The organism is Anaeromyxobacter diazotrophicus (assembly GCF_013340205.1).
Taxonomy (GTDB): Bacteria; Myxococcota; Myxococcia; order Myxococcales; family Anaeromyxobacteraceae; genus Anaeromyxobacter_A; species Anaeromyxobacter_A diazotrophicus.
The window spans coordinates 369,590-389,907 of sequence record NZ_BJTG01000004.1 but is presented as its reverse complement, the minus strand read 5'-3'; the positions used below and the strand labels follow the sequence as shown (position 1 = coordinate 389,907).

19 protein-coding genes are annotated in these 20,318 nt (G+C 74.6%); 1 reads left to right on the top strand and 18 read right to left on the bottom strand.

Annotated features, from left to right (window positions below):
• Positions 1-39: 39 nt before the first annotated feature.
• The 8 genes from eno to HWY08_RS10375 all read right to left on the bottom strand — a co-directional run bounded on the left by eno (position 40) and on the right by HWY08_RS10375 (position 7,336).
• The gene (gene eno / locus HWY08_RS10410; RefSeq protein ID WP_176064793.1) at positions 40-1,329 is read right to left on the bottom strand and encodes a phosphopyruvate hydratase; all 1,290 of its coding nucleotides are present in this window, start codon (positions 1,327-1,329) and stop codon (positions 40-42) included.
• Positions 1,330-1,496: 167 nt separating this feature from the next.
• Positions 1,497-1,673: a hypothetical protein gene (locus HWY08_RS10405; RefSeq protein WP_176064792.1), complete on the bottom strand. Its 177-nt coding sequence runs from the start codon at positions 1,671-1,673 to the stop codon at positions 1,497-1,499.
• A gap of 178 nt (positions 1,674-1,851) precedes the next feature.
• Positions 1,852-2,295 carry a type II toxin-antitoxin system RatA family toxin gene (locus HWY08_RS10400; protein WP_176064791.1) on the bottom strand — a complete coding sequence of 148 codons (444 nt, stop codon included), beginning with the start codon at positions 2,293-2,295 and terminating at the stop codon, positions 1,852-1,854.
• 20 nt (positions 2,296-2,315) lie between these two features.
• Entirely contained in the window at positions 2,316-2,726 is a 411-nt protein-coding gene (locus HWY08_RS10395) for an acyl-CoA thioesterase (RefSeq protein ID WP_176064790.1), read from the bottom strand.
• 12 nt (positions 2,727-2,738) lie between these two features.
• Positions 2,739-4,052 carry a homoserine dehydrogenase gene (locus HWY08_RS10390; protein ID WP_176064789.1) on the bottom strand — a complete coding sequence of 438 codons (1,314 nt, stop codon included), beginning with the start codon at positions 4,050-4,052 and terminating at the stop codon, positions 2,739-2,741.
• A gap of 6 nt (positions 4,053-4,058) precedes the next feature.
• Positions 4,059-4,634 (bottom strand): hypothetical protein, encoded by a 576-nt coding sequence (locus HWY08_RS10385; RefSeq protein WP_176064788.1) that lies wholly within the window; start codon positions 4,632-4,634, stop codon positions 4,059-4,061.
• Between the two features lie 9 nt (positions 4,635-4,643).
• The gene (locus HWY08_RS10380; protein ID WP_176064787.1) at positions 4,644-5,438 is read right to left on the bottom strand and encodes a HEAT repeat domain-containing protein; all 795 of its coding nucleotides are present in this window, start codon (positions 5,436-5,438) and stop codon (positions 4,644-4,646) included.
• Between the two features lie 80 nt (positions 5,439-5,518).
• The gene (locus HWY08_RS10375) at positions 5,519-7,336 is read right to left on the bottom strand and encodes an HTH domain-containing protein (RefSeq protein ID WP_176064786.1); all 1,818 of its coding nucleotides are present in this window, start codon (positions 7,334-7,336) and stop codon (positions 5,519-5,521) included.
• 122 nt (positions 7,337-7,458) lie between these two features.
• On the opposite strand from HWY08_RS10375, the gene HWY08_RS10370 reads away from it, so the two are divergent.
• The gene (locus tag HWY08_RS10370) at positions 7,459-9,729 is read left to right on the top strand and encodes an outer membrane protein assembly factor BamB family protein (protein WP_235969563.1); all 2,271 of its coding nucleotides are present in this window, start codon (positions 7,459-7,461) and stop codon (positions 9,727-9,729) included.
• A 22-nt stretch (positions 9,730-9,751) separates the two neighbouring features.
• On the opposite strand, the gene HWY08_RS10365 is transcribed toward HWY08_RS10370, so the two are convergent.
• From HWY08_RS10365 to HWY08_RS10320, 10 genes are all read right to left on the bottom strand, one after another.
• Positions 9,752-10,486, bottom strand: coding sequence for a metallophosphoesterase family protein (locus HWY08_RS10365; RefSeq protein WP_176064785.1), 735 nt, complete (start codon positions 10,484-10,486; stop codon positions 9,752-9,754).
• 73 nt (positions 10,487-10,559) lie between these two features.
• Positions 10,560-11,498: a PfkB family carbohydrate kinase gene (locus HWY08_RS10360; protein ID WP_176064784.1), complete on the bottom strand. Its 939-nt coding sequence runs from the start codon at positions 11,496-11,498 to the stop codon at positions 10,560-10,562.
• Positions 11,499-11,598: 100 nt separating this feature from the next.
• Complete coding sequence (gene rlmN / locus HWY08_RS10355) at positions 11,599-12,732, bottom strand: dual-specificity RNA methyltransferase RlmN (protein WP_176064783.1); 1,134 nt, start codon at positions 12,730-12,732, stop codon at positions 11,599-11,601.
• Positions 12,729-14,108: a hemolysin family protein gene (locus HWY08_RS10350; protein WP_235969562.1), complete on the bottom strand. Its 1,380-nt coding sequence runs from the start codon at positions 14,106-14,108 to the stop codon at positions 12,729-12,731. Before HWY08_RS10350 ends, rlmN begins: the two co-directional genes overlap by 4 nt.
• 207 nt (positions 14,109-14,315) lie before the next feature.
• On the bottom strand, positions 14,316-14,753 hold the full coding sequence (gene ndk / locus HWY08_RS10345; protein ID WP_176064781.1) for a nucleoside-diphosphate kinase: 438 nt from the start codon (positions 14,751-14,753) through the stop codon (positions 14,316-14,318).
• Between the two features lie 87 nt (positions 14,754-14,840).
• Entirely contained in the window at positions 14,841-15,857 is a 1,017-nt protein-coding gene (sucD, locus tag HWY08_RS10340; RefSeq protein WP_176064780.1) for a succinate--CoA ligase subunit alpha, read from the bottom strand.
• A gap of 17 nt (positions 15,858-15,874) precedes the next feature.
• A complete protein-coding gene (gene sucC / locus HWY08_RS10335; protein ID WP_176064779.1) occupies positions 15,875-17,041 on the bottom strand; it encodes an ADP-forming succinate--CoA ligase subunit beta in 1,167 nt (388 codons plus the stop codon).
• 119 nt (positions 17,042-17,160) lie between these two features.
• Positions 17,161-18,099 carry a malate dehydrogenase gene (gene mdh / locus HWY08_RS10330; RefSeq protein WP_176064778.1) on the bottom strand — a complete coding sequence of 313 codons (939 nt, stop codon included), beginning with the start codon at positions 18,097-18,099 and terminating at the stop codon, positions 17,161-17,163.
• A gap of 29 nt (positions 18,100-18,128) precedes the next feature.
• A complete protein-coding gene (gene icd / locus HWY08_RS10325; RefSeq protein WP_176064777.1) occupies positions 18,129-19,442 on the bottom strand; it encodes an NADP-dependent isocitrate dehydrogenase in 1,314 nt (437 codons plus the stop codon).
• A gap of 152 nt (positions 19,443-19,594) precedes the next feature.
• Complete coding sequence (locus tag HWY08_RS10320; protein ID WP_176064776.1) at positions 19,595-20,272, bottom strand: ChbG/HpnK family deacetylase; 678 nt, start codon at positions 20,270-20,272, stop codon at positions 19,595-19,597.
• Between the last annotated feature and the right edge of the window lie 46 nt (positions 20,273-20,318).

Below are 20,318 nucleotides of genomic sequence, written 5' to 3'. Positions count from 1 at the left end.
CGGCCACCGCGCTCCGGCCCGGTTCCCGCTCCCGCGATCTCAGCGCAGCGCCCGGAAGGCGGAGCGACCGGCGTAGCGGGCGCTGGTGCCGAGCTCCTGCTCGATGCGCAGGAGCTGGTTGTACTTCGCCACCCGGTCGGTGCGGGAGGCGGAGCCGGTCTTGATCTGCCCGCAGTCGCAGGCCACCGCCAGGTCGGCGATGGTGGTGTCCTCGGTCTCGCCGGAGCGGTGGCTCATGACGGTCGTGTAGCCGGCGCGGTGCGCCATGCGGACGGCCTCGAGCGTCTCCGTGAGCGAGCCGATCTGGTTCACCTTGACGAGCAGCGAGTTGGCGACGCCCTGCGCGATGCCCTGGCCGAGCCGCTCGACGTTGGTGACGAAGACGTCGTCGCCGACGAGCTGGAGCTTGCCGCCCATCTTCTGGGTCATGAGCTTCCAGCCCTCCCAGTCGTCCTCGGCGAAGCCGTCCTCGATGGAGACGATCGGGTAGCGGCTCGCGAGCTGGGCGTAGTAGTCGACCAGCCCCTGCCGGTCGAACTCCTTGCCCTCCCCCTTCAGCCGGTACTTGCCGCTCGCCTTGTCGAAGAACTCCGAGGCGGCCACGTCGAGCGCCAGCGCCACCTGCTCGCCGAGCTTGAGGCCCGCCTGCCCGATGGCCTCGAGGATGACCTTGAGCGCGTCCTCGTTCGACGGGAGGCTCGGCGCGTAGCCGCCCTCGTCGCCGACGCCGGTGGAGGCGCCCCGCGCCTTCAGCACCTTCTTGAGCGCGTGGAAGATCTCGGCCCCGTAGCGGAGCGCCTCGGCGAAGCTGGGGGCGCCGAGCGGCACCACCATGAACTCCTGGATGTCGACGTTCGAGTCGGCGTGCGCGCCGCCGTTCAGGATGTTCATGAGCGGCACGGGCAGGGTGCGCGCGCCGGCGCCGCCGACGTACCGGTAGAGCGGCAGCTCGTGCGCGGCGGCGGCGGCGTGGGCGGCCGCCAGCGAGACGCCGAGGATGGCGTTGGCGCCGAGCTTGCCCTTGTTGGCCGTCCCGTCGAGCTCGATCATCCGCCGGTCGAGCGCCGCCTGCTCCGAGGCGTCGAGCCCGATCACCGCCGGGGCGATGACGTCCAGCACGTGCGCCACCGCCTTGCGCACGCCCTTGCCCCCGTAGCGCGCCTTGTCGCCGTCCCGCAGCTCGATCGCCTCGTGCTCGCCGGTGGAGGCGCCCGACGGCACGGCGGCGCGACCGACGTCCCCCGAGGCGATCGCCACCTCGACCTCGACGGTGGGATTGCCGCGCGAATCCAGGATCTCGCGCGCGGTGACGTTGATGATCTCGGTCATGGCCGTTCAGGCTCCTCTCGGTGGTCGGGGGGTGTGGGTGCGGTGCGTGCCGACTGTGGCGAAGGGGCCACCGCGCGTCAACGGATTTCACCGCCGGCCGCGCGGCGCCGCACGAGCGGGCGCCCGCGACGAGGGAGCCGAGGCGGGGCGAGCCCACCGGGGAGGCTTCAACCCGCGTAGTCGATGATCACCACGCCGCCGCCCCCGCCGTCTCCGGGCCGGTCGTCGTCGTGGTGCGCAGGAGCGGGCGGCTCCGGGACCGGGAGCTGGACGACCGGGCGATCGTCGGCGGCGCGTTCGCGCTCCTGCCGCTTGATCTCCTCGATGATGAAGGCGTCCAGCATGGTGCTCGAGTTCCCCGCGTCCTCGCCGGGCCGGCTCCGCGCCGGCGTCGTTCCCTTTCCACTTAAATCGCGCTCCGCTGCGGCGCCAGCGCGCGCGACCTGGGCGGGAGTCTCCCTCGGCCCTACCCGTTTGGCAACGGCGGGACAGGCGGGGGCCAGCGGTCCGTGTAAGGAACGCTCACGCCTGCTCGGCGCGCTGCTTGAACGCCGCGAGCGTCCGCGGGAGCTGCACGCGGGTGAGCTCGTCGGTGACGCGGTCCACCAGCTTCTGGGGGATGAGCGGCGGCTTCGCGATCTGGACCTCGACCGTGTAGAGCGCGCGCGTCCGGTCGCCGGGCTGGGCCTCGAGCCGCCAGGCCCCGTTCGAGAGCTTCATCCAGTCGCTCGCGACGAGCGACCAGCTCACGGTGCGCGGCCGCTCCTCCACGTGCCGCAGCGTGTAGTGGATGCGCTTCACGCCCAGGTCGACCTCGAAGTCGACCTCGACCACGCTCCCCTGCCGCCGCGGGCGGCAGGACCTGACGGCCGGGACGAACTCGGGGTAGCGCTGGTAGTCCGCGATGACGTCGAAGACCCGCTCCGGGGGGGCCGCGATGACGATCTCCTGGGTGGTGCCGGCCATGGAATCCTCTCCTCTCGAAGCTAAGCCGCGCCGGCCGGCTCGCCGGCGCCGAGGCGCGCCAGGAGCTCGGGCGGCATGCGGCGGACCTTGCCGCCGGGGTCCACGCAGGCGTGGACCGTGTGCCCGGTGGCGAGCAGCTCGCCCTCGCGCAGCACCCGGTAGTCGAACCGCGCCGAGGCGCGCCGCGCCTCGGAGAGCGTGGCCTCGATCGTGAGGAGGTCGTCGTAGCGGGCGGGCTGGCGGTACTGCACCGACGCCTCCACCACCGGCAGCATGAGGCCGTAGCGCTCCTCGAAGTCGCGGTAGCGCAGCCCCTTGGCGCGGATGAACTCGTTGCGCGAGGCCTCGAAGAAGCGGAGGTAGTTCGCGTAGTAGACGACGCCCATCTGGTCGGTGTCGCCGTAGATGACGCGCAGCTGCATCGCGACCAAGGGAGGCCCCCGCTACACCGACTCGATGCGGATGAGGCGCGTCTTGGCCTCGGTGGTGTCGTAGGCGTCCACCTCGGCGATGGCCGCCTGGACGTCCGCCTCGCGCGCGCGGTGCGAGACGATGACGAGCGGCACCGCGCCGCCCTCCTCGCTCTGCTCGTGCTGCTGCACGGCGGCGATGGAGATGTGGCGCCGCGCCAGGGTGGTGGCGATGCGGGCCAGCACGCCCGGCACGTCCTTCACCGTGAAGCGCAGGTAGTAGCCGCACCGGATCTCGGCGTGCGGCCGCAGCTGCACGGGCGACTCGGCGGGCGGCAGCGGGACGCGGCCCGGGCTGCCGGCCAGGATGTTGCGCGAGAGGTCGATGATGTCCGAGACGACCGCGCTGCCGGTGGGCATGGCCCCGGCCCCCTGCCCGAAGAGGAGCGAGGGGCCGAGCGCGTCGGAGCGGAGCAGCACGGCGTTGAACGCGCCGCGGACCCGCGCCAGCAGCGAGCCGGCCGGGATGAAGGCCGGGTGGACGCGCGCCTCGACGAGGTCCTCGCCGCCGCCGTCGGTCTCGACCCGGCGCGCCACGGCCAGCAGCTTGAGCGCGTACCCGAACTTCTGCCCCCAGGCGAAGTCCTCCGGCTCGAGCCCGAGGATGCCCTCGGTGAGGACCTCCTCGGGCCGCACCCGCACCCCGAAGGCGAGCTGCGCCAGGACGCAGAGCTTCTGCGCCGCGTCTCCGCCCGAGACGTCGAGCGTCGGGTCGGCCTCGGCGAACCCGAGCCGCTGCGCCTCGGCGAGCGCCTTGGCGAGCGGCTCGCCCTGCTCGGCCATGGCGGAGAGGATGTAGTTGGTCGTGCCGTTCACGATGCCGTGCAGGGAGGTGATGCGGTCGGAGGCGAGCGCCTCGCGCAGCGTGCGGATCACCGGCACGCCGCCGCAGACCGCCCCCTCGTAGTAGACGTCCACGCCCTTGTCGGCGGCGATCCGGAACAGCTCCTCGCCGCGCGTGGCGAGCAGCGCCTTGTTGGCGGTGACGACGTGCTTGCCGCGCTCGAGCGCGCCCTTCACCAGCTCGAAGGCCTCGCCGGTGCCGCCGATGAGCTCCACCACCACCTCGATGCGCGGGTCGTCGAGGAGGTCCTGGGTGCGGGTGGTCAGCACCGCCGGGTCGACCTCGATCGGGCGATCCTTCTCCAGATCCCGCAGCGCCACCTTGCGCACGGCGATGCGCGCCCCGAGGCGCGCCTCGATCTCGCGCTGGTGGCGCCTCAGGATGGAGAGCACCCCGCCCCCCACCGTGCCGAAGCCCGCCACCCCGATGCCCACCTCACGCATGGACCGCTACCTCCCCGTCAGCCGATAGGACTCGAGCTCGCCGCGCACCTGGGGGCGCGCCACCCCGTTCACCACCACGAACGTCTCCAGCCGGACCAGCCCCACGCCAGGCGCGTAGCTCTGCTCGGCCACCTGCTCCACCCCGCCGCCGCGCACCCGGGCGCGGACCCGCACGCACCCCTGGAACGTGCCCGCCGGGACCGCCACCGTCTCGTTCACGCCGGCGATCTCGTACCGCTCGGTGGTGGAGGGGCCGACCACGGAGGACCAGGTCGCCCCCGGCGCGAACGGCTTGCAGAGGAGCCGCCGCGCCCGGTCGTGGAGGCAGTCGGCGTCGGCGCGCAGGGCGCCGCGCTGATCGTCCACGAAGTAGCCGTCGCGATCGCGCTGGACGATGCGGACGGTGCGCTGCACGGCGTCCGGCTGCTGGGGCGAGCGGTCGCGGTAGGTCCAGGCGTTGCCCACCGCGAGCGGGAAGTAGTCGGCGGGCCCCGGCCCGGGCGCGGGCGCCTGGGGGCCGGCCGGGGCGTGCGCGCAGGCGAGGCCGGCAGCGAGCGCGAGGATGGCGAGCGAGCGGTTCACGGGCGCATCTTACCTGGGATCGGCCCGCGCCTGTCGCTCGCGCTCCGACAGCTCGGCGAGGGCCGCGCGCGCCGCGCCGCGGACGGCGTCGTCCGGGTGGCCGGAGGACATGGTGAGGAGCCAGGCGCGCGCGTCCGGCCCGCCCACGTCGCCGAGCAGGCGCGCCAGCTGCGCGACGTAGGCGCCGTCCCGGTGGCGCGCCAGCGCGATGAGCGGCGCGGCGGCCCGGGGGTCGTGGAGCTGGGCCAGCGCGCCGATGGCGCGCTCGACCACCGCCGGGTCGGAGTCGTGCAGGCGCTCGATGAGGGCGGGGACCGCTTCGCGCGCGCCGCGGTCCGCCAGCGTCCGCACCGCCCGATCGCGCACCGGGGCGTCCGGCGAGGTGAGGTCGCGCACCAGCTCCGGCGAGCTCTTGCGCTCGGCGCCGAGCTGGAGCGCCACCCCCGCCACCGCCTTGTCGACCGCGGCCGTCGCGGCGCGCTCCAGCGCCACCCGCAGGGCCGCGGGGCCGTCGGACAGCGGCTCGGCGGCGGCGCCCGCCTCGCGCCGGGACGGCTCGCCGTCGGCCGAGGTCAGCTCGAGGGACACGGCGACCTGCGCCACCGCCCCCGCGCCCGGCCCGCCGCCGAACGCCTCGGCGCGCTCCACCGTGAGCTGGACCAGCAGCCGCCGGTCGCCGTCGCGGGCGGGGCCCACGGCGAAGCCGGGCGCCGCGGCCAGGCCGCGCCGGGCCGCCTCGGCCAGCCGGTCCGGCGCCACGCCCGCCGACTCGAGCAGCTGCGCCGCCTCGGACCCCGAGACCACCACCCGCTCCACCGCGTACCGCGGCGGAGCGTGGCAAGCGGCCAGCGCCAGGGTCAGCAGAGCGAGCGGGGCTTGGACCTTCAGCCTTCGCCTCCCTCCGGCGCGTCCGGAGGCGGCGCGGCCGACGGCGCGGGCGCGGAGGGCTCGGCGGCCGCCGGGGCCGGCATGGCCGGGGCCGCGCCCACCTCGGGCGGCGGCTCGGCGCTCCCCGCGGTCGGCTCGTTCGAGGCGGCGGCGGGAGCGCCGCCGGGGCCGGACGCCGCGGCGCCCGCCTCGCGGTTGCGGCCGCGTCCCCCACGCCGGCGGCGCCGGCGGCGGCGGCGCCGCCCCTCGCCGGTGCGCTCGCCCTCGGGGCTCGCCGCGCCGGCCGGAGCGGCCGCCTCCTCGGCGCCCTCCTCGTCCCCCTCCTCCTCCTCGTCGCCCTCGGGCTCGCCGAGGGCGCTCGCGGCGGCCGGGGCGCGCTCGATGGAGACCTCCAGCGCCGGGGTGGCGGGGGCCTCTCCCCGCGCCGCGGCCGGCGCTCGGGTGGCCGGCACCTCGCGCTCGGCGGAGACCTCGCGCTCGGCGGGCTCGGCGGCGGCGGGCGGCTCGCGCTCCTCGCGCTCCCCGCGCTCCTCGCGGCCTTCGCGCCCGTCGCGGCGGTCGCGCTCCTCCCGGCCTTCCCGCCCCTCGCGGCCCTCCCTGCGGTCGCGCTCCTCGCGGCGCGCGCGCCGGGCGGCCTCCTCCGTCTGCGCCGCCTCCGCGGCGGTCCGGAAGAACGCCTCGTCCACCTCGGGGACCACGATCGGCCGGCACCCGACCTCGTGCTCGGAGAGCGCCTCGGCCAGCGCCTCGCCGCACAGGAGCAGCACCGGCAGCTGCCCCGCCGCCGTGGCCTCGCCGCGCGCCTCGCGCGCCGGCTCGCCGGCCGACACCACCACCCCGACCTGCGCGCCGTAGTTGCCGACGTCGCGGCGGACCTCGGTCACCTCGCGGCGGCCGGGGTCGCCGCTGCGCAGGATGCGCACGCAGTGGCGCACCTCGAGCAGCCCGAGCTTGCGCCGGCCGGTGTAGACCACGTGATCGCGGCCGCGCTTCGCGACCTTGAGCTCGCGGAGGCCCATGCGCTCGAGGAGCGCAGCCACCACGTGCTCCAGCGTCGGCGCGTCGCACTCGCGGAGCCGCCGGCGCAGCGCGCCCAGCGCCGCCTTGCGCAGCTCGGTCGCCGAGGCGGGCCGGGCGGCGGCCGCCGCCATGGGCTGCGCCGCGCGCTCGCCCGGCTCGGGCTGCGCGGCCAAGGACACCTGCTCCCCGTCGACGGCGAAGAGCGGGCGCCGCCCGGCCGCGTCGCGGCGGCGGTTGTCCTCCGCCAGCGCCGCGGCGAGCGCCGCCGTGTCGCGCACGAACGCGTCGGGCATGAGGAGCCGCTCGGCCCCCTGCGAGGCGACCTCGGACAGCGTGAGCGGCCGGTCGGCGCCGGCCAGGATCTCGTAGGCCACCTCCGCCGGCGGCGGATAGCGGCGGCCGCGCCGCTCCTCGCCCTCCTCGCGGCGGCGGGCGCGGCCCTCCCCGCGGCCCGTGCTGCGGGCGATCTCGCGGGAGGGCGTCGGGTGCCGCTCGCGCGGCCGGTACGGCAGCTCCGCCTCGGGCGGCGCCTCGATCATGTTGTCGAGGCCGGCGGGATCCTCGTCGAGGCCCCACTCCACCAGGGCGAAGGTGCCGGCCTGCACCGCCAGGACCTTGCGGTCGGCGTGCGGGAGCTTGCAGTGCGTCGTGAGCTGCCCGCCCATGACCTCCTCGGGGATCTTCCCGACGTGGTCGAGCAGGTTCTCACGCACCGCGATCTCGGCGATCTTCCTGAAGTGGAGCGGCTTTCCCTCGCGCCGTAGCACCTCGATGGCGGCTTCGGTGAAAGTCATGTCTTCCCTATGCGTGTCGTGCCCAGGTGAAATCTCTTGGCCCTTTCGGGCCTTAGGTGAGCTCGACAGTGTGGAGCCCGACTGCTCGGCTGTCAACGTTGAAACCGCGGCCTCCCGCGGGCATGACGCTGGGCCCCGTGTTCCGCATCCGGCTCGGAAGCTCCTGGAAAGAGGACCCTTCGCTGCGCGCTGCCTTCGCGCGCGGCCGCGCGGCGGCGCGGCTCGCGGCCGCGGAGGCGGTCGACGCGCTGGCGCTCGAGGTGGACGGGGTGGACATCGCGGCCGGGCGCGCCGAGGGGACGCTCCTGGCCGGCGTCGCCGCCCTCGGCCAGGCGGTGCTGCGGCTGCTGGCCGGGGCGCCGCGGGCCGAGGTGCACTTCAGCGAGGGCAGCGTGGAGCTGGTCCTCGCCCGCCGCGGGGCGGACGCGCTCCTCACCGTGGTGGCGCTCGATCGCCCGGCCCGGGTGCTGGCGCGCGACGTCGAGGTGGAGCTCCCGGAGCTGGCGCGCGCCGCGCGTGACGCCGCCCGCGCGCTCGGCGACGAGCTCGGCGCGCTCGGCGGGCCGGGCGGCGCCGGCCTGGGCGGGGACCTCCGCCAGCTCGCGGCCCGCCTCGACGCCGCGCGGCCGGCCCCCGAGCCCTCGCCCGCGGCGGGGAGCGCCTCCGCGGGGCCGCGCGCCCGGCGCCGGCGAGGCGCGCCGACCTGCGCCTTCGAGCTGCGCGACGACGAGGGGCTCCTCGCGACCTACCGCGGCCCGGGGCCGGACCTCGGCTCGCTGCTCGCCCCCGGCCGCGTCGTCCTGCGCGGCTCGGACGGCCGCGAGGTCGCGACCCTCGACGGGCCGCCTTTCCTGGTGCTCCGCGACCTGGCCGCCTTCGCCGGCCGGCTCGCCGACGCGGTGCGCCGGAGCGAGCGCTCCGCGCCGCTCTCGCTCGCCGGGCGCGGCCGGCACGGGACGGTCGCCCTGCGCTGCGACCTCGCCGCAGGGACCCTCGCCCGCGCCGGCGGACCCGCTCACCCGGCGCCGCCGCTCCTCCTGGCCCGCGCGCTGCTCGAGGCGGCGGTGGACTTCTGCGGCGTCGCGGCGGGCCGGAACCCCTGGCAGGCGCAGAACGGCTGGGTGGCGGAGCTCCGCGCCCTCGCCGCCGAGCGCCTGGCGCACGTGCAGGAGCTCCTCGAGGGCGACCGCCTCGCCGCCGCGGCCGCCGGCGGCCGGGTGCGCTCGCGGCGCGCGCGCCGGCTCCCGCGCGCGCCGCTCGGGCCGGGGCAGGTCCGGCGGCTCTCGTTCCGTCAGCTCTTCCGCGGCGACGTCGGCGCGCCGGCGGGGTTCGGCCTCGCGCTCGAGGGAGGCCTGGTCCTCGCGGCCGGCGCCTCGGCGGTGCTGGCGCTCGACCCGCGCACGGGCGCGGAGCGGTGGACCGGGCCCGGGGCGCGCCAGGCGTGGCTCGAGGAGGGCGTCCTACACCTCGAGGACGGCGCGCGCCTGGCGCAGGTGGACGCCGGCAGCGGACGCGAGCGGTGGACCCGGGCGGTGGCGGAGCTACCGGAGGGCGGGACCGCGGTGGTCCGCCTCGCCGGCGGCGTCGCGCTGTGGGTGGGGCGCGAGTCGGTCGCCGCGCTCGAGCCCGGCACCGGGCGCGTCCTCTGGACCGCCGCGCCGCCCGCCGCCCGGGCGCTGCGCGCGACCGCCGCCGGGCCACTGGCGGTGGTGGGGAGCGCGGCGGGGTTCCTCTACGCCCTGGACGCGGCGAGCGGCCGCGCCACCTGGCGGGTGCGCCTCCCCGGGCCGCTGGCGGCCGCGCCCGGGCTCCACGCCGGCGCGCTGCTCGCGCTCTGCGTCACCGACCTCGGGGGCACGCTCCTCGCCCTGGACCCGGCGACGGGGCGGCGCCGCTTCGAGGTGCCGCTCGACGCGACCCCAACCGGCCCGCTGGTGCCGTTCGCGGGGCTGCTGGGGGTCCCCGGCCTCGTGGCGGGCGATCCGGTGGTGGCGGCGGTGGACCCGGCCGGCGCCCTGGCCTGGGAGGACGCGCCGCCGCTCGGGCCGGGCCCGGTGGCGCTGGCGCCCACCGCGGGCGGGCTCCTCGTCAAGACCGGCGCGGGGGCGTGCCTCGCCCTCGACCGCGCCGGCGCCGCGCTCTGGTCGAGGGCGGAGGAGCCGGCGGCCCCGCCGGAGGTCAACGTCCCGCCGCTCGCGGCGCGCGGGGTGGCGCTCGTGCCCGGGGACGGCGTCGCGGCGCTGGAGCTCGCCACCGGCCGCCCGCTCGGACACGCCCGCCTCGGCGCACCGGCGCGCCTCGCCGCCAGCGCCGAGCTCGACCTGTGGGCGCTCGACGCCGAGGGGGCGCTCTTCGCCGCGCGCCTGGCGTCGCACCTCAGCGTGATCGACTAGGCGCGGGCGGCGGCGCGGGGCGCTACACCCCGAGGAAGAGCCGCTTCCCGAAGTTCTCCGCCAGCGCGGCGTCGAAGATGCGCCGGGCGGCGGTGGCGATGTCGTACGAGACGCGGTGGTACTCGACCCGGCGCGCCTCGGTGTCGTAGGTGACGAAGCAGGCGCGGCTGTCGTAGTCGCGGGGCTGGCCGACCGAGCCCACCGACACGATGTACTGGCGGTCGGGGTCGAGCACGAGCGCGGGCGCCGACACCTCCGCCACCTGGCCGTGCCGGTCGAGCGCGAACGCCTTGCACAGGTGTGAGTGGCCGATGAACGTGACCGGGGCGAGCCGCGCCTGGTGGGCCACCAGCTCCTGCGCCTGCTCCAGCGCGAAGACGTACTCGAACTCGCCGGGGAGCACCGGCGAGCCGTGGCTGAAGGCGACGTCGTCCACCCGGTGCGTGTAGGGCAGCGAGCGCAGCCAGGCGAGGTGGTCGGGGTCGAGCTGCTGCGCCGTCCAGTCGAGGGCCTGCCGGGCGGCGTCGTAGTAGTAGGCGTACTCCATCCGCCCGGCCACGGCCGCGTCGTGGTTGCCGAGCAGGGTGATCGAGGCGAGGTCGCGGATCCGCTCGCAGCAGGCGTTCGGGCTGGCGCCGTAGCCGACCACGTCGCCGGTGCAGACGACGCGGTCCACCGCCAGCCGCCCGAGCGCCGCCTCCACCTCGACCAGCGCCTCGAGGTTGGCGTGGATGTCGCTCAGGATCGCGATGCGCATCGGCGGCCGCCGGGCCGGGGGTGCGGCGGGTACGGGCCGGACGGGCGATCGTAGCCGGGCGCGGCCGGGCCGGTCAACGCCGGAGTCCGTCGAACAGGTCGGCCTCGAGCTCGTCGAAGTGCGCGAGCTGGAGCAGCTCGCGGTACCGGCCGCGGATCTCGTCGTGCGCCAGCGTGGCCAGCCGGTCGAGCGAGAACTGCTCGACGGCGAAGCTGGCGAGCACGCTCCCGGTCACGATGGCGCGCCGCAGGACGTCCGGCGCCTCGCGGCCGCTGCGCGCCAGGTATCCCATGAACCCGCCGGCGAAGCTGTCGCCGGCCCCGGTGGGGTCGAAGAGCGAGGCGAGCGGGTAGGCGCAGGCGGAGAACACGTGGTCGCCGGCGAAGAAGAGCGCGCCGTACTCGCCGCGCTTGATGACCACCGCGCGCGGCCCGAAGCCCAGGATGCGCCGCGCCGCCTTGACCACGTTGTGCTCGCCGGCGAGCTGCCGCGCCTCGGCGTCGTTCACGAACAGCATGTCGACCCGGCGCAGCGTCTTGAGCAGGCTCTCGCGCTTGGAGTCGATCCAGAAGTTCATCGTGTCGCAGGCGACGAACCGGGGCGCCTTCACCTGGTCGAGCACGCGCCGCTGGAGGTCCGGGTCGATGTTGCCCAGGAAGACGTACCGCGAGTCGCGGTAGGCCGCCGGCAGCTCGGGCTGGAAGTCGCCGAAGACGTTGAGCTGCGTCTCGAGGGTGTGGGCGGTGTTGAGGTCGAAGGCGTACCGCCCCTTCCAGCGGAAGGTCCGGCCGGCGCGCCGCTCCAGGCCCGCCAGGTCCACCCCGCGCTCCTCCAGGAAGCGCACGTGCTCGGCGGGGAAGTCCTCGCCGACGGTGGCCACGAGGCGCACCGGGCCGAAGAAGCTGGCCGCGGTGGAGAAGTAGGTGGCCGAGCCGCCCAGCACGTCCTCGCGGCGCCCGAAGGGCGTCTCCACCGAGTCGAGTGCGATCGAGCCGACGACGAGCAGGGACATGGCGAGGGGGCTCCTGGGAAGGGCGCCGCGGGTTGTAGCAGGGCCGGCCGCCCCCCGTCACCTCCCGGGCGCCGGGCCTCCGAGCGCCGCCCGGCGGCCGCTACGGCGAGGCGGCCGGGCCGCGCCGGCGGCGGGGGTCGCCGGGGCCGCCCTCGGCGGCCAGCTGGCCGCAGGCCGCCGCGATGTCCTGGCCGCGGTTCTTCCGCACCACCGCCGTCACCTGGCGCGCCAGGAGCACGTCCCGGAAGGCCTCGACCCGCGCCGGCGCGGGCGCGGCGAAGCCGAGGCCCGGGTTGGCGTTGTAGGGGATGAGGTTCACCTTGGCCGGGAGGCCGCGCAGGAGGTGCGCCAGCCGCTCGGCGTCGTCGTCGCCGTCGTTCACGCCGCCGAGCAGCACGTACTCGAAGGTGATGCGCCGCCCCTGCTTCATGGGGAAGGCGCGGCAGGCCGCGAGCAGCTCGGCGATGGGGTAGCGCCGGTTCACCGGCATGAGCGCGTCGCGCTGCGCGTCGGTGGTGGCGTTGAGGCTCACCGCCAGCTTCACCGAGGTCTCCTCCCCGAGCCGCCGCAGCTGCGGGACGAGGCCCGAGGTGGAGACGGTGACGTGGCGGTGGGAGAAGTTCGGGCCGTCCTCGCAGAGGAGCAGCTCGAGCGCGAGCTTGAGGCTCTCGAAGTTGTGGAGCGGCTCGCCCATCCCCATGAAGACGAGGTTCGTGAGCGGGCGGGGCCCCTCCCCCTCCCCCAGCTCGAGGAGGCGCCGGTTGGCGCGGTGGACCTGATCGGCGATCTCGCCCGGCCCGAGGTTCCGCGACAGCCCCATGGTGCCGGTCATGCAGAAGACGCAGCCGACCGCGCAGCCCACCTGCGTCGACACGCACAGCGTGCGGCGCTCGCGGTTCTTCGGCCCCTCGCCCTCCTCGTCGTCGTTCCCCGTGTGCGGCATGTAGACCGACTCGATGAAGCGCCCGTCGACCGTGCGCCACTTCCACTTGATGGTGCCGTCGGAGGAGCGGTGCTCCTCCGCGCGCTCGAGGGTGAGGAGCGCGAAGCGCTCGGCCAGCCGCGCGCGCAGCTCGCGCGGGAGGTCGGTCATCTCGTCGAACGAGGCGGCGCCCTTCTGGTGCAGCCAGCGGAAGAGCTGGCGCGCCCGGTACGGCTTCTCGCCGAGCGCCTCCAGCGCCGCCGCCAGGCGGGGCAGCGGGAAGGCGCGCAGGTCGGGGAGGCGCTCCGTCACGCCCGGCGCCCGCCCGCGGCCTGGCGCGCCGGCTCGGGCAGCTCCGGCGCCGGCTCGCCCGCCGCCGGGGCCCGGCGCCGCGCGATCTCGACCTTGGTGACGCGCCGCTCGTCGCCGCCGCGCACGGTGAAGGTGAGCCCGTCCCAGGCCACCAGCGCGCCCACGTGCGGCACGCGGCCGGCGGTGGCGGTGACGAACCCGCCCAGCGTCTCGTAGTCGCCCTCCTCGGGGAACTTCACGGCGTGGTCCGGGTCGTCGCCCTCGCCCTCCGCGTGCTCGTTGAGGAACTCCTCCAGCTCCCGGAGCGGCACGCCGGCGTCCGCCAGGTACACGCCGGGCGCGGCCTCGCGCACCGGCGCCGCCTCGACGTCCCCCTCGTCCTGGATCTCGCCGACGATCTCCTCCAGGACGTCCTCCAGGGTGGCGAGCCCGCTCGTGCCCCCGAACTCGTCCACCACGATGGCGAGGTGCGTCTTGCGCTTCTGCATCTCCTTCAGCAGGCGCGAGATCTTCATCTGCTCGGGCACGAAGAAGGGCGGCTTCATGAGCCGGTCGAGCGCCGCCACCGCGCTCTTGGGGCTCTTCGCCAGCTCCGGCACCATCTCGCGCACGAGCAGCACCCCCCGCACGTCGTCGATCGAGTCGCGGTAGACCGGCATCCTGCTGTACGGGTTCTCGGTGACGATGCGCAGGATCTCCTCCGGCGGCGCGTCGCGGTCGATGGCGGCCATGCGCGTGCGCGGCACCATGACCTCCTTCACCACCCGGTCGGCGAACTCGAGGACGCTGTTGAGCAGCTCCTCCTTCACCTCGTCGAGCACGCCCTCGCGCGTGCCCATCTCGATGAGGTACTCGATCTCGGCGCTCGTCACGGCGGGCGTCGGCGCGCGGGCCCCGCCGAGGGCCGCCACGATGCGGTTGGTGGCCCGGACGAGGCCGGTCGTCACCGGCCAGAGGGCCCAGTAGAGGAGCTGGACCGCCGGCATGGCGGCGAGCGCCCAGCGCGTGGGGTGACGCTTCGCGAGCGTCTTGGGGATGATCTCGCCGGCGAAGAGGATGGCGCAGGTGGTGAGCGCGGTGGCGATCGCCAGCACCGAGCCGTCCGGCCAGGCGTGCGAGGCCGCCAGGCGGTGCGCCAGGTCGCCGGCCATGGCGCCGGCGCCGATGTTGACGAGCGTGTTGCCGACGAGGAGCGTCGAGAGCACGCCCTCCGGGCGCGCGAGCCACAGCCCCAGCCGGCGGCCGCGCCGGCCGGCCGACTCGGCCAGCTGGCGCGCGCGCGGCTCCCCGAGCGCGGTGAGGGCGGTCTCGGAGCCGGAGCAGAAGGCCGAGGCGAGGATGAGGAGGAGCCCCACGACCGGCTCCCATGACGACATCCCTTCCAAGGTCTCCTTCCCTTCCGCCCGGCGAAAAAGCCCGTCCGCGAGCCGGACGGGAACGAAGATCTTAACCGGCGGACGGGACGGCGGCTTTCCAGACCCGCAAAGGCCAGGAAAACCGCCGCATTACGAGCCGCTGCTGCCGGGGGTGCCGGGACCGGCGCCCCCCGGAATGGGGGAGGCGCCCGCCGCGCGGCGAGGAGGCTACCGCTTCCACTCGTACGCGCTGATGGCCGTCTCGGGGAAGAAGTAGGCGATCTCGACCTTGGCGTTGTCGGCGCTGTCCGAGCCGTGGACGGTGTTCTTCTCGATGTTGGAGGCGTGCAGCTTGCGGAGCGTGTTGGGGGCCGCCTTGGCGGGGTCGGTCGCGCCCATGACCTCGCGGTTCTTCGCCACCGCGTTCTCGCCCTCGAGCACCATCAGCACCACCGGGCCGCTCGTCATGAACGAGACCAGGTCCTTGAAGAACGGACGCGCCTTGTGGACCGCGTAGAAGCCCTCGGCCTCCGCCTGGGAGAGCCGCGCCATCCGGATGGCGACCGGCTTCAGGCCCTCCTCCTCGAAGCGGCCGATGACCTTTCCGATGACGCCCTTCTCGACGCCGTCGGGCTTGATGATGGACAGCGTGCGTTCCTTCGACATGGTGCTTCCTTCCTCGGGCCGCCCGCCGGGCGCGCCGCTCGATGGGTGAACCGGCCGCGGCGCCCGCTCCCGGGCGCGCGGGCCGGGCTACTCGCGCTCGCCCTTGGCCGCCTTCTTGGCGGCCTTCCCTCCGCGCTGCGAGGGGGCGGCGCTGCGCGCGGCCGCCCGCGATGGGGCCGGCGTCCGCGTCTTGGTCCGGACCGGCGCCGCGCGCGGCCGCGCGCCCCGCCGGTCCAGCACGTCCTTCATCGTCTTGCCGAGCAGGTGCGGGCCGTCGCAGACGGTGATCCCGGCCGCGCGCATCGCCTCGAGCTTCGCCTCGGCGGTGCCGCTGCCGCCCGAGATGACCGCGCCGGCGTGGCCCATCCGCTTGCCGGGCGGGGCGGTCCGGCCGGCGATGAACCCCACCACCGGCTTCGACATGCTGGTCTTCACGAACTCGGCGCCGCGCTCCTCCTCGGTGCCGCCGATCTCGCCGATCATGATGACGGCGTCGGTCTCGGGGTCCTGCTCGAAGCGCGAGAGCACGTCCACGAAGTCCGTGCCGTGCACCGGATCGCCGCCGATCCCGACCGCCGTCGACTGGCCCAGGCCGAGCTGGGTGAGCTGGTGCACCGCCTCGTAGGTGAGCGTGCCCGAGCGCGACACCACCCCGACGCGGCCGGGCCGGTGGATGTGGCCCGGCATGATGCCGATCTTGCACTGCCCGGGGGTGATGAGGCCGGGGCAGTTCGGGCCGATGAGGCGCGCCGCGGCGCGGTCCTTCAGGTCCCGGCGCACCTTCACCATGTCGAGCACCGGGATGCCCTCGGTGATGGCGACGATGAGCTCGATGCCGGCGTCGGCGGCCTCGATGATGGCGTCGGCCGCGTAGGGGGGCGGCACGAAGATGCAACACGCGTTGGCGCCCGTCTCCCTCACCGCCTGCTGCACGGTGTGGAAGATGGGCACCTCGCCCTGGAAGCGGGTCCCGCCGCGGCCGGGCGTGACGCCGGCCACCAGCTTCGTCCCGTAGGCCAGCATCTGCTCGGCGTGGAAGCTGCCGGCGGAGCCGGTGATCCCTTGCACGAGGACGCGCGTGTTCCTGTCGACGAGGATGCTCACGGTGTCTCCTCGAGCGCCTAGGCGGCGCGGGAAGCGGCCACGGCCTTGCGCGCCGCGTCGCCCAGGTCGTCGGCCGGCACGATCTTGAGGTCGGAGTGGGCGAGGATCTCCTTGCCCAGCTCGACGTTCGTCCCCTCGAGCCGGACCACGAGCGGGATGGAGAGCCCGACCTGCTTCGCCGCCGCCACGATGCCGTTGGCGATGACGTCGCACTTCATGATGCCGCCGAAGATGTTGACCAGCACCGCCTTCACGTGCGGGTCGGAGAGCAGGATCTTGAAGGCCGCGGTGACGCGGTCCTCGTCGGCCCCGCCGCCCACGTCGAGGAAGTTGGCCGGGCGCCCGCCGGAGAGCTTGATGATGTCCATGGTGGCCATCGCCAGCCCGGCGCCGTTCACCATGCAGCCGATGTCCCCGTCGAGCGCGATGTAGGAGAGGTCGTACTCCTTGGCCTGGTTCTCCTTCGGGTCCTCCTCGTCCGGATCGCGCATGGCCGCGATGTCCGGGTGGCGGTAGAGCGCGTTGTCGTCGAAGTTGAGCTTCGCGTCGAGCGCCAGCACGTCGCCCTGCACGGTGATGACGAGCGGGTTGATCTCGGCCAGCGAGGCGTCGGTCGCGACGTAGGCGTTGTAGAGGCCGGTCGCGAACCGCACGAACGCGTGCACGGTGTCGCCGGTGAGGCCGAGCCCGAAGGCGAGCCGGCGCGCCTGGAACGGCAGGAGCCCGGTGAGCGGGTCCACCGCCTCCTTCAGGATCTTCTCGGGGGTCTTCTGCGCCACCTCCTCGATGTCGACCCCGCCCTCGATCGAGGCCATCACCGTGACGCGGCCGGTCTCGCGGTCGAGCGTCATGCCGAGGTAGAGCTCGCGCGCGATGCGGCAGCCCTCCTCGATGTAGACCTTGCGCACGAGCTGGCCGTCGGGGCCGGTCTGCGGGGTCTTGAGCTTCATGCCCAGCATCGCCTCGGCGTGCTGGCGCGCCTCGTCCGGCGAGCGGGCCAGCTTCACGCCGCCGCCCTTGCCGCGGCCGCCGGCGTGGATCTGGGCCTTCACCGCCGCGATCCCGCCGCCGAGCTGCCGCGCCGCGCCCTCGGCCTCGAGCGGCGTGACCGCGAGGTAACCGCGCGGCACCGCCACCCCGAACTTCCGCAGGATCTCTTTCGCCTGGTACTCGTGGATCTTCAAGGCGCCGTATCCCCTTCCCCGCGGCCGGCACGCCGCGAGGCCCGATTCATTAACCCAAAACGAGAGAGCCGGCGAGTGTCGCGCTCGCCGGCCCTTCCCCCCCTGCGGGTCAAGGGAGGCTAGAGCTTGGTCTCGGCGACGCTCTTCTTCACCGATTCCAAGCTCTTCGTGAGCATCGCCCGCTCCTCCTCGTTGAGGTCGACCTCGAGCACCCGCTCGACGCCGCCGGCGCCGATCACCACCGGCACGCCGACGAAGACCCCCTTCACGCCGTACTGACCGTCCAGGTAGGCGGAGCAGGGCAGCACCCGCTTCTTGTCCTTGAGGTAGCTCTCCGCCATGGCGATGGCGGAGGCGGCCGGCGCGTAGAAGGCCGAGCCGGTGCCGAGGAGCGCCACGATCTCGCCGCCGCCCTTGCGCGTGCGGTCGACGATGGCGTCGAGCTTCGCCTTCTCCACCAGCTTGGTGAGCGGGACACCGTTCACCGAGGAGTAGCGCAGCAGCGGGACCATGTCGTCGCCGTGGCCGCCCAGCACCATGGCGTTGACGTCCTGCGGCGAGACCCCGGCCGCCTCTCCCACGAAGTACTGGAAGCGCGCCGTGTCGAGCACGCCCGCCATGCCCACCACCCGGTTCTTGGGGAACCCGGTGATCTTGTACATGGCGTAGACCATCGAATCGAGCGGGTTCGTGATCACGATCACGAAGGCGTTCGGGGCGTGGTGCTTGATGCCCTCGGCCACCTTGGCGATGGCGTCGAGGTTCACCTTGAGCAGATCGTCCCGGCTCATGCCCGGCTTGCGCGGCACGCCGGCGGTGACGATGCAGACGTCGGCGTCCTTGATGATCGCGTAGTCGCCCGTCCCGCCGCCGGTGACGTTCACGTCGAACTTCGTGACGCCGCGCGTCTCCTGGAGGTCGAGCGCCTTGCCCTTCGCGACGCCCTCCATGATGTCGACCAGCACCACGTCGCCGAGCTCCTTCTGCCCGGCCAGCAGCGCCAGCGTGCCGCCGATCTGCCCGGCGCCGATGAGCGCGATCTTCTTGCGTGAAGCCACGGGGTCCCTCCCGGCGCGAAGGCCGCGCCCTACATGTGCTTGATGATCTCGTCGCCGAACTGCGAGCACTTCACCTCGACCGTGTCGGAGACGCCCTCCTGCTTCATGAGGCGGGCGAAGTCGTAGGTGACGTGGTGGGCGCCGATCGCGCCGTCCATGCCCTTGATGATGCGATCCGCCGCCTCGACCCAGCCCATGTGCCGGAACATCATCTCGCCGGAGAGGATGACCGAGCCGGGGTTCACCTTGTCGAGGTCGGCGTACTTGGGGGCGGTGCCGTGGGTCGCCTCGAAGATGGCGTGCCCGGTGACGTAGTTGGCGTTGCCGCCCGGGGCGATGCCGATGCCGCCCACCTGCGCCGCCAGCGCGTCGGACAGGTAGTCGCCGTTCAGGTTGAGGGTGGCGATGACGTCGAACTCGTCGGGCCGCGTCAGGACCTGCTGCAGCGTGATGTCGGCGATGGCGTCCTTGACCAGCACCTTGCCGGACTGGAGCGCCGCCTTCTGCTCGGCGTTGGCGGCGTCCTCGCCCTGCTGCGCCTTGGTCCGCTCCCACTGATCCCAGGTGTAGACCTTGTCGGCGAACTCCTTCTCGGCCAGCGCGTACCCCCAGTTCCGGAACGCACCCTCCGTGAACTTCATGATGTTGCCCTTGTGGACGAGGGTGACGCTCTTCCTCTTGTTCTTCAGCGCGAACTCGATGGCCGCGCGGACGAGCCGCTCGGTGCCTTCGCGGGAGACGGCCTTGATGCCGAGGCCGGCGGAGCCCGGGAACCGGATCTTCTTGAACTCCTTCGGGAACTCCTTCTCGATGAAGCCGAGGATCTTCTTCACCTGCTCGCTGCCGGCCTCCCACTCGATGCCGGCGTAGATGTCCTCGGTGTTCTCGCGGAAGATCACCATGTCGACCTTCTGCGGGTTCTTCACCGGCGAGGGCACGCCCTTGAACCAGCGCACCGGCCGCAGGCAGACGTACAGGTCGAGCAGCTGGCGCAGCGCGACGTTGAGCGAGCGGATGCCGCCGCCGATGGGCGTGGTGAGCGGGCCCTTGATGCCGATGAGGTACTCGCGGAAGGCGGCGATGGTCTCGTCGGGCAGCCAGTTGTTGAACTTGGTGAACGCCTTCTCGCCGGCGTACACCTCCATCCACCGGATCTGGCGCTTGCCGCCGTAGGCCTTCTCGACCGCGGCGTCGAGCACCCGGACGCTCGCCCGCCAGATGTCGCGGCCGGTGCCGTCGCCCTCGATGAAGGGCATGATCGGCCGGTCCGGCACGGAGAGCTTGCCGTTCGTGAGGGTGATCTTGGCGCCGTCCTTCGGGACTACCGGCTTCGCGTCGGCCATCGCAGGGGCTCCTCGGATCGCTGAAGGGGGTGAGAGCGTTCAATACACCGCGACCCCTGCGGTGTAAAGCCGCTGCGGCCGCTGTTTGTCCCAGATCCCACGCGGGGTTGCGCCACCTGACGCACCCTCCGCCCGACCCGGCCGGGCGGCGCTCACGGACCTCCGCGAAACGCCTCGGCGAACCCGGCCAGCGCCGCGCCGGCCGCCTCGAGCGCGCGGCGGGCCGCCCCCGAACAGAGCGCGCCGAGCTCCACCTCCCGCTCGGCGGCGAAGCTCGTGCGGGCGTGGGTCGGCGCGTGGCCGGGGTGGCACATGAGCTCCACCCTCCCCGCCGGCAGCGCCGCCAGGGCGGCGAGGAGCCGCGCCTCGGTCCAGCACGGGCGGAGCGCCGCGTCGCCCAGGAACGCGTCCGCGACGAGGACCCCCTCGGCCGCGAGCCGCGCGCGCTGCGCGCCGTCGAGGGCGCGCAGCGGGATCCCCTCGCGCCGCGCCGCCCGGGCGAAGGCCGGCAGCGCGCCGGGCGCGAGGTGGGCGTGCTTGTGGCTGTCGAGGTGCGTCGGCGGCGCGCCGCGCAGCGTCCGGAAGCGCGCCAGCTGCGCCGCGAGCAGGTCCTCCACCTCGGCCGCCCCGGCGGCGGCCGGGACGACGGCGTGGAGCCCGAGGTCGAGCGAGGGGGGCGCCTCCGCCAGCGCGCGCTCGGCGAAGGGCGTCTCGACCATGGCGGTGGCCGAGGTGACGAGCCCGCGGGCGTGCGCCTCCAGGATCCCGCGGTCGATGGCGGGGTCGTAGCCGAGGTCGTCGGCGTTGACGAGGAGCAGGGCGCGCGGCATGCGCCCCACTCTGTCACGCCCGCCCGGAAATGGAACGGCCCGGCGC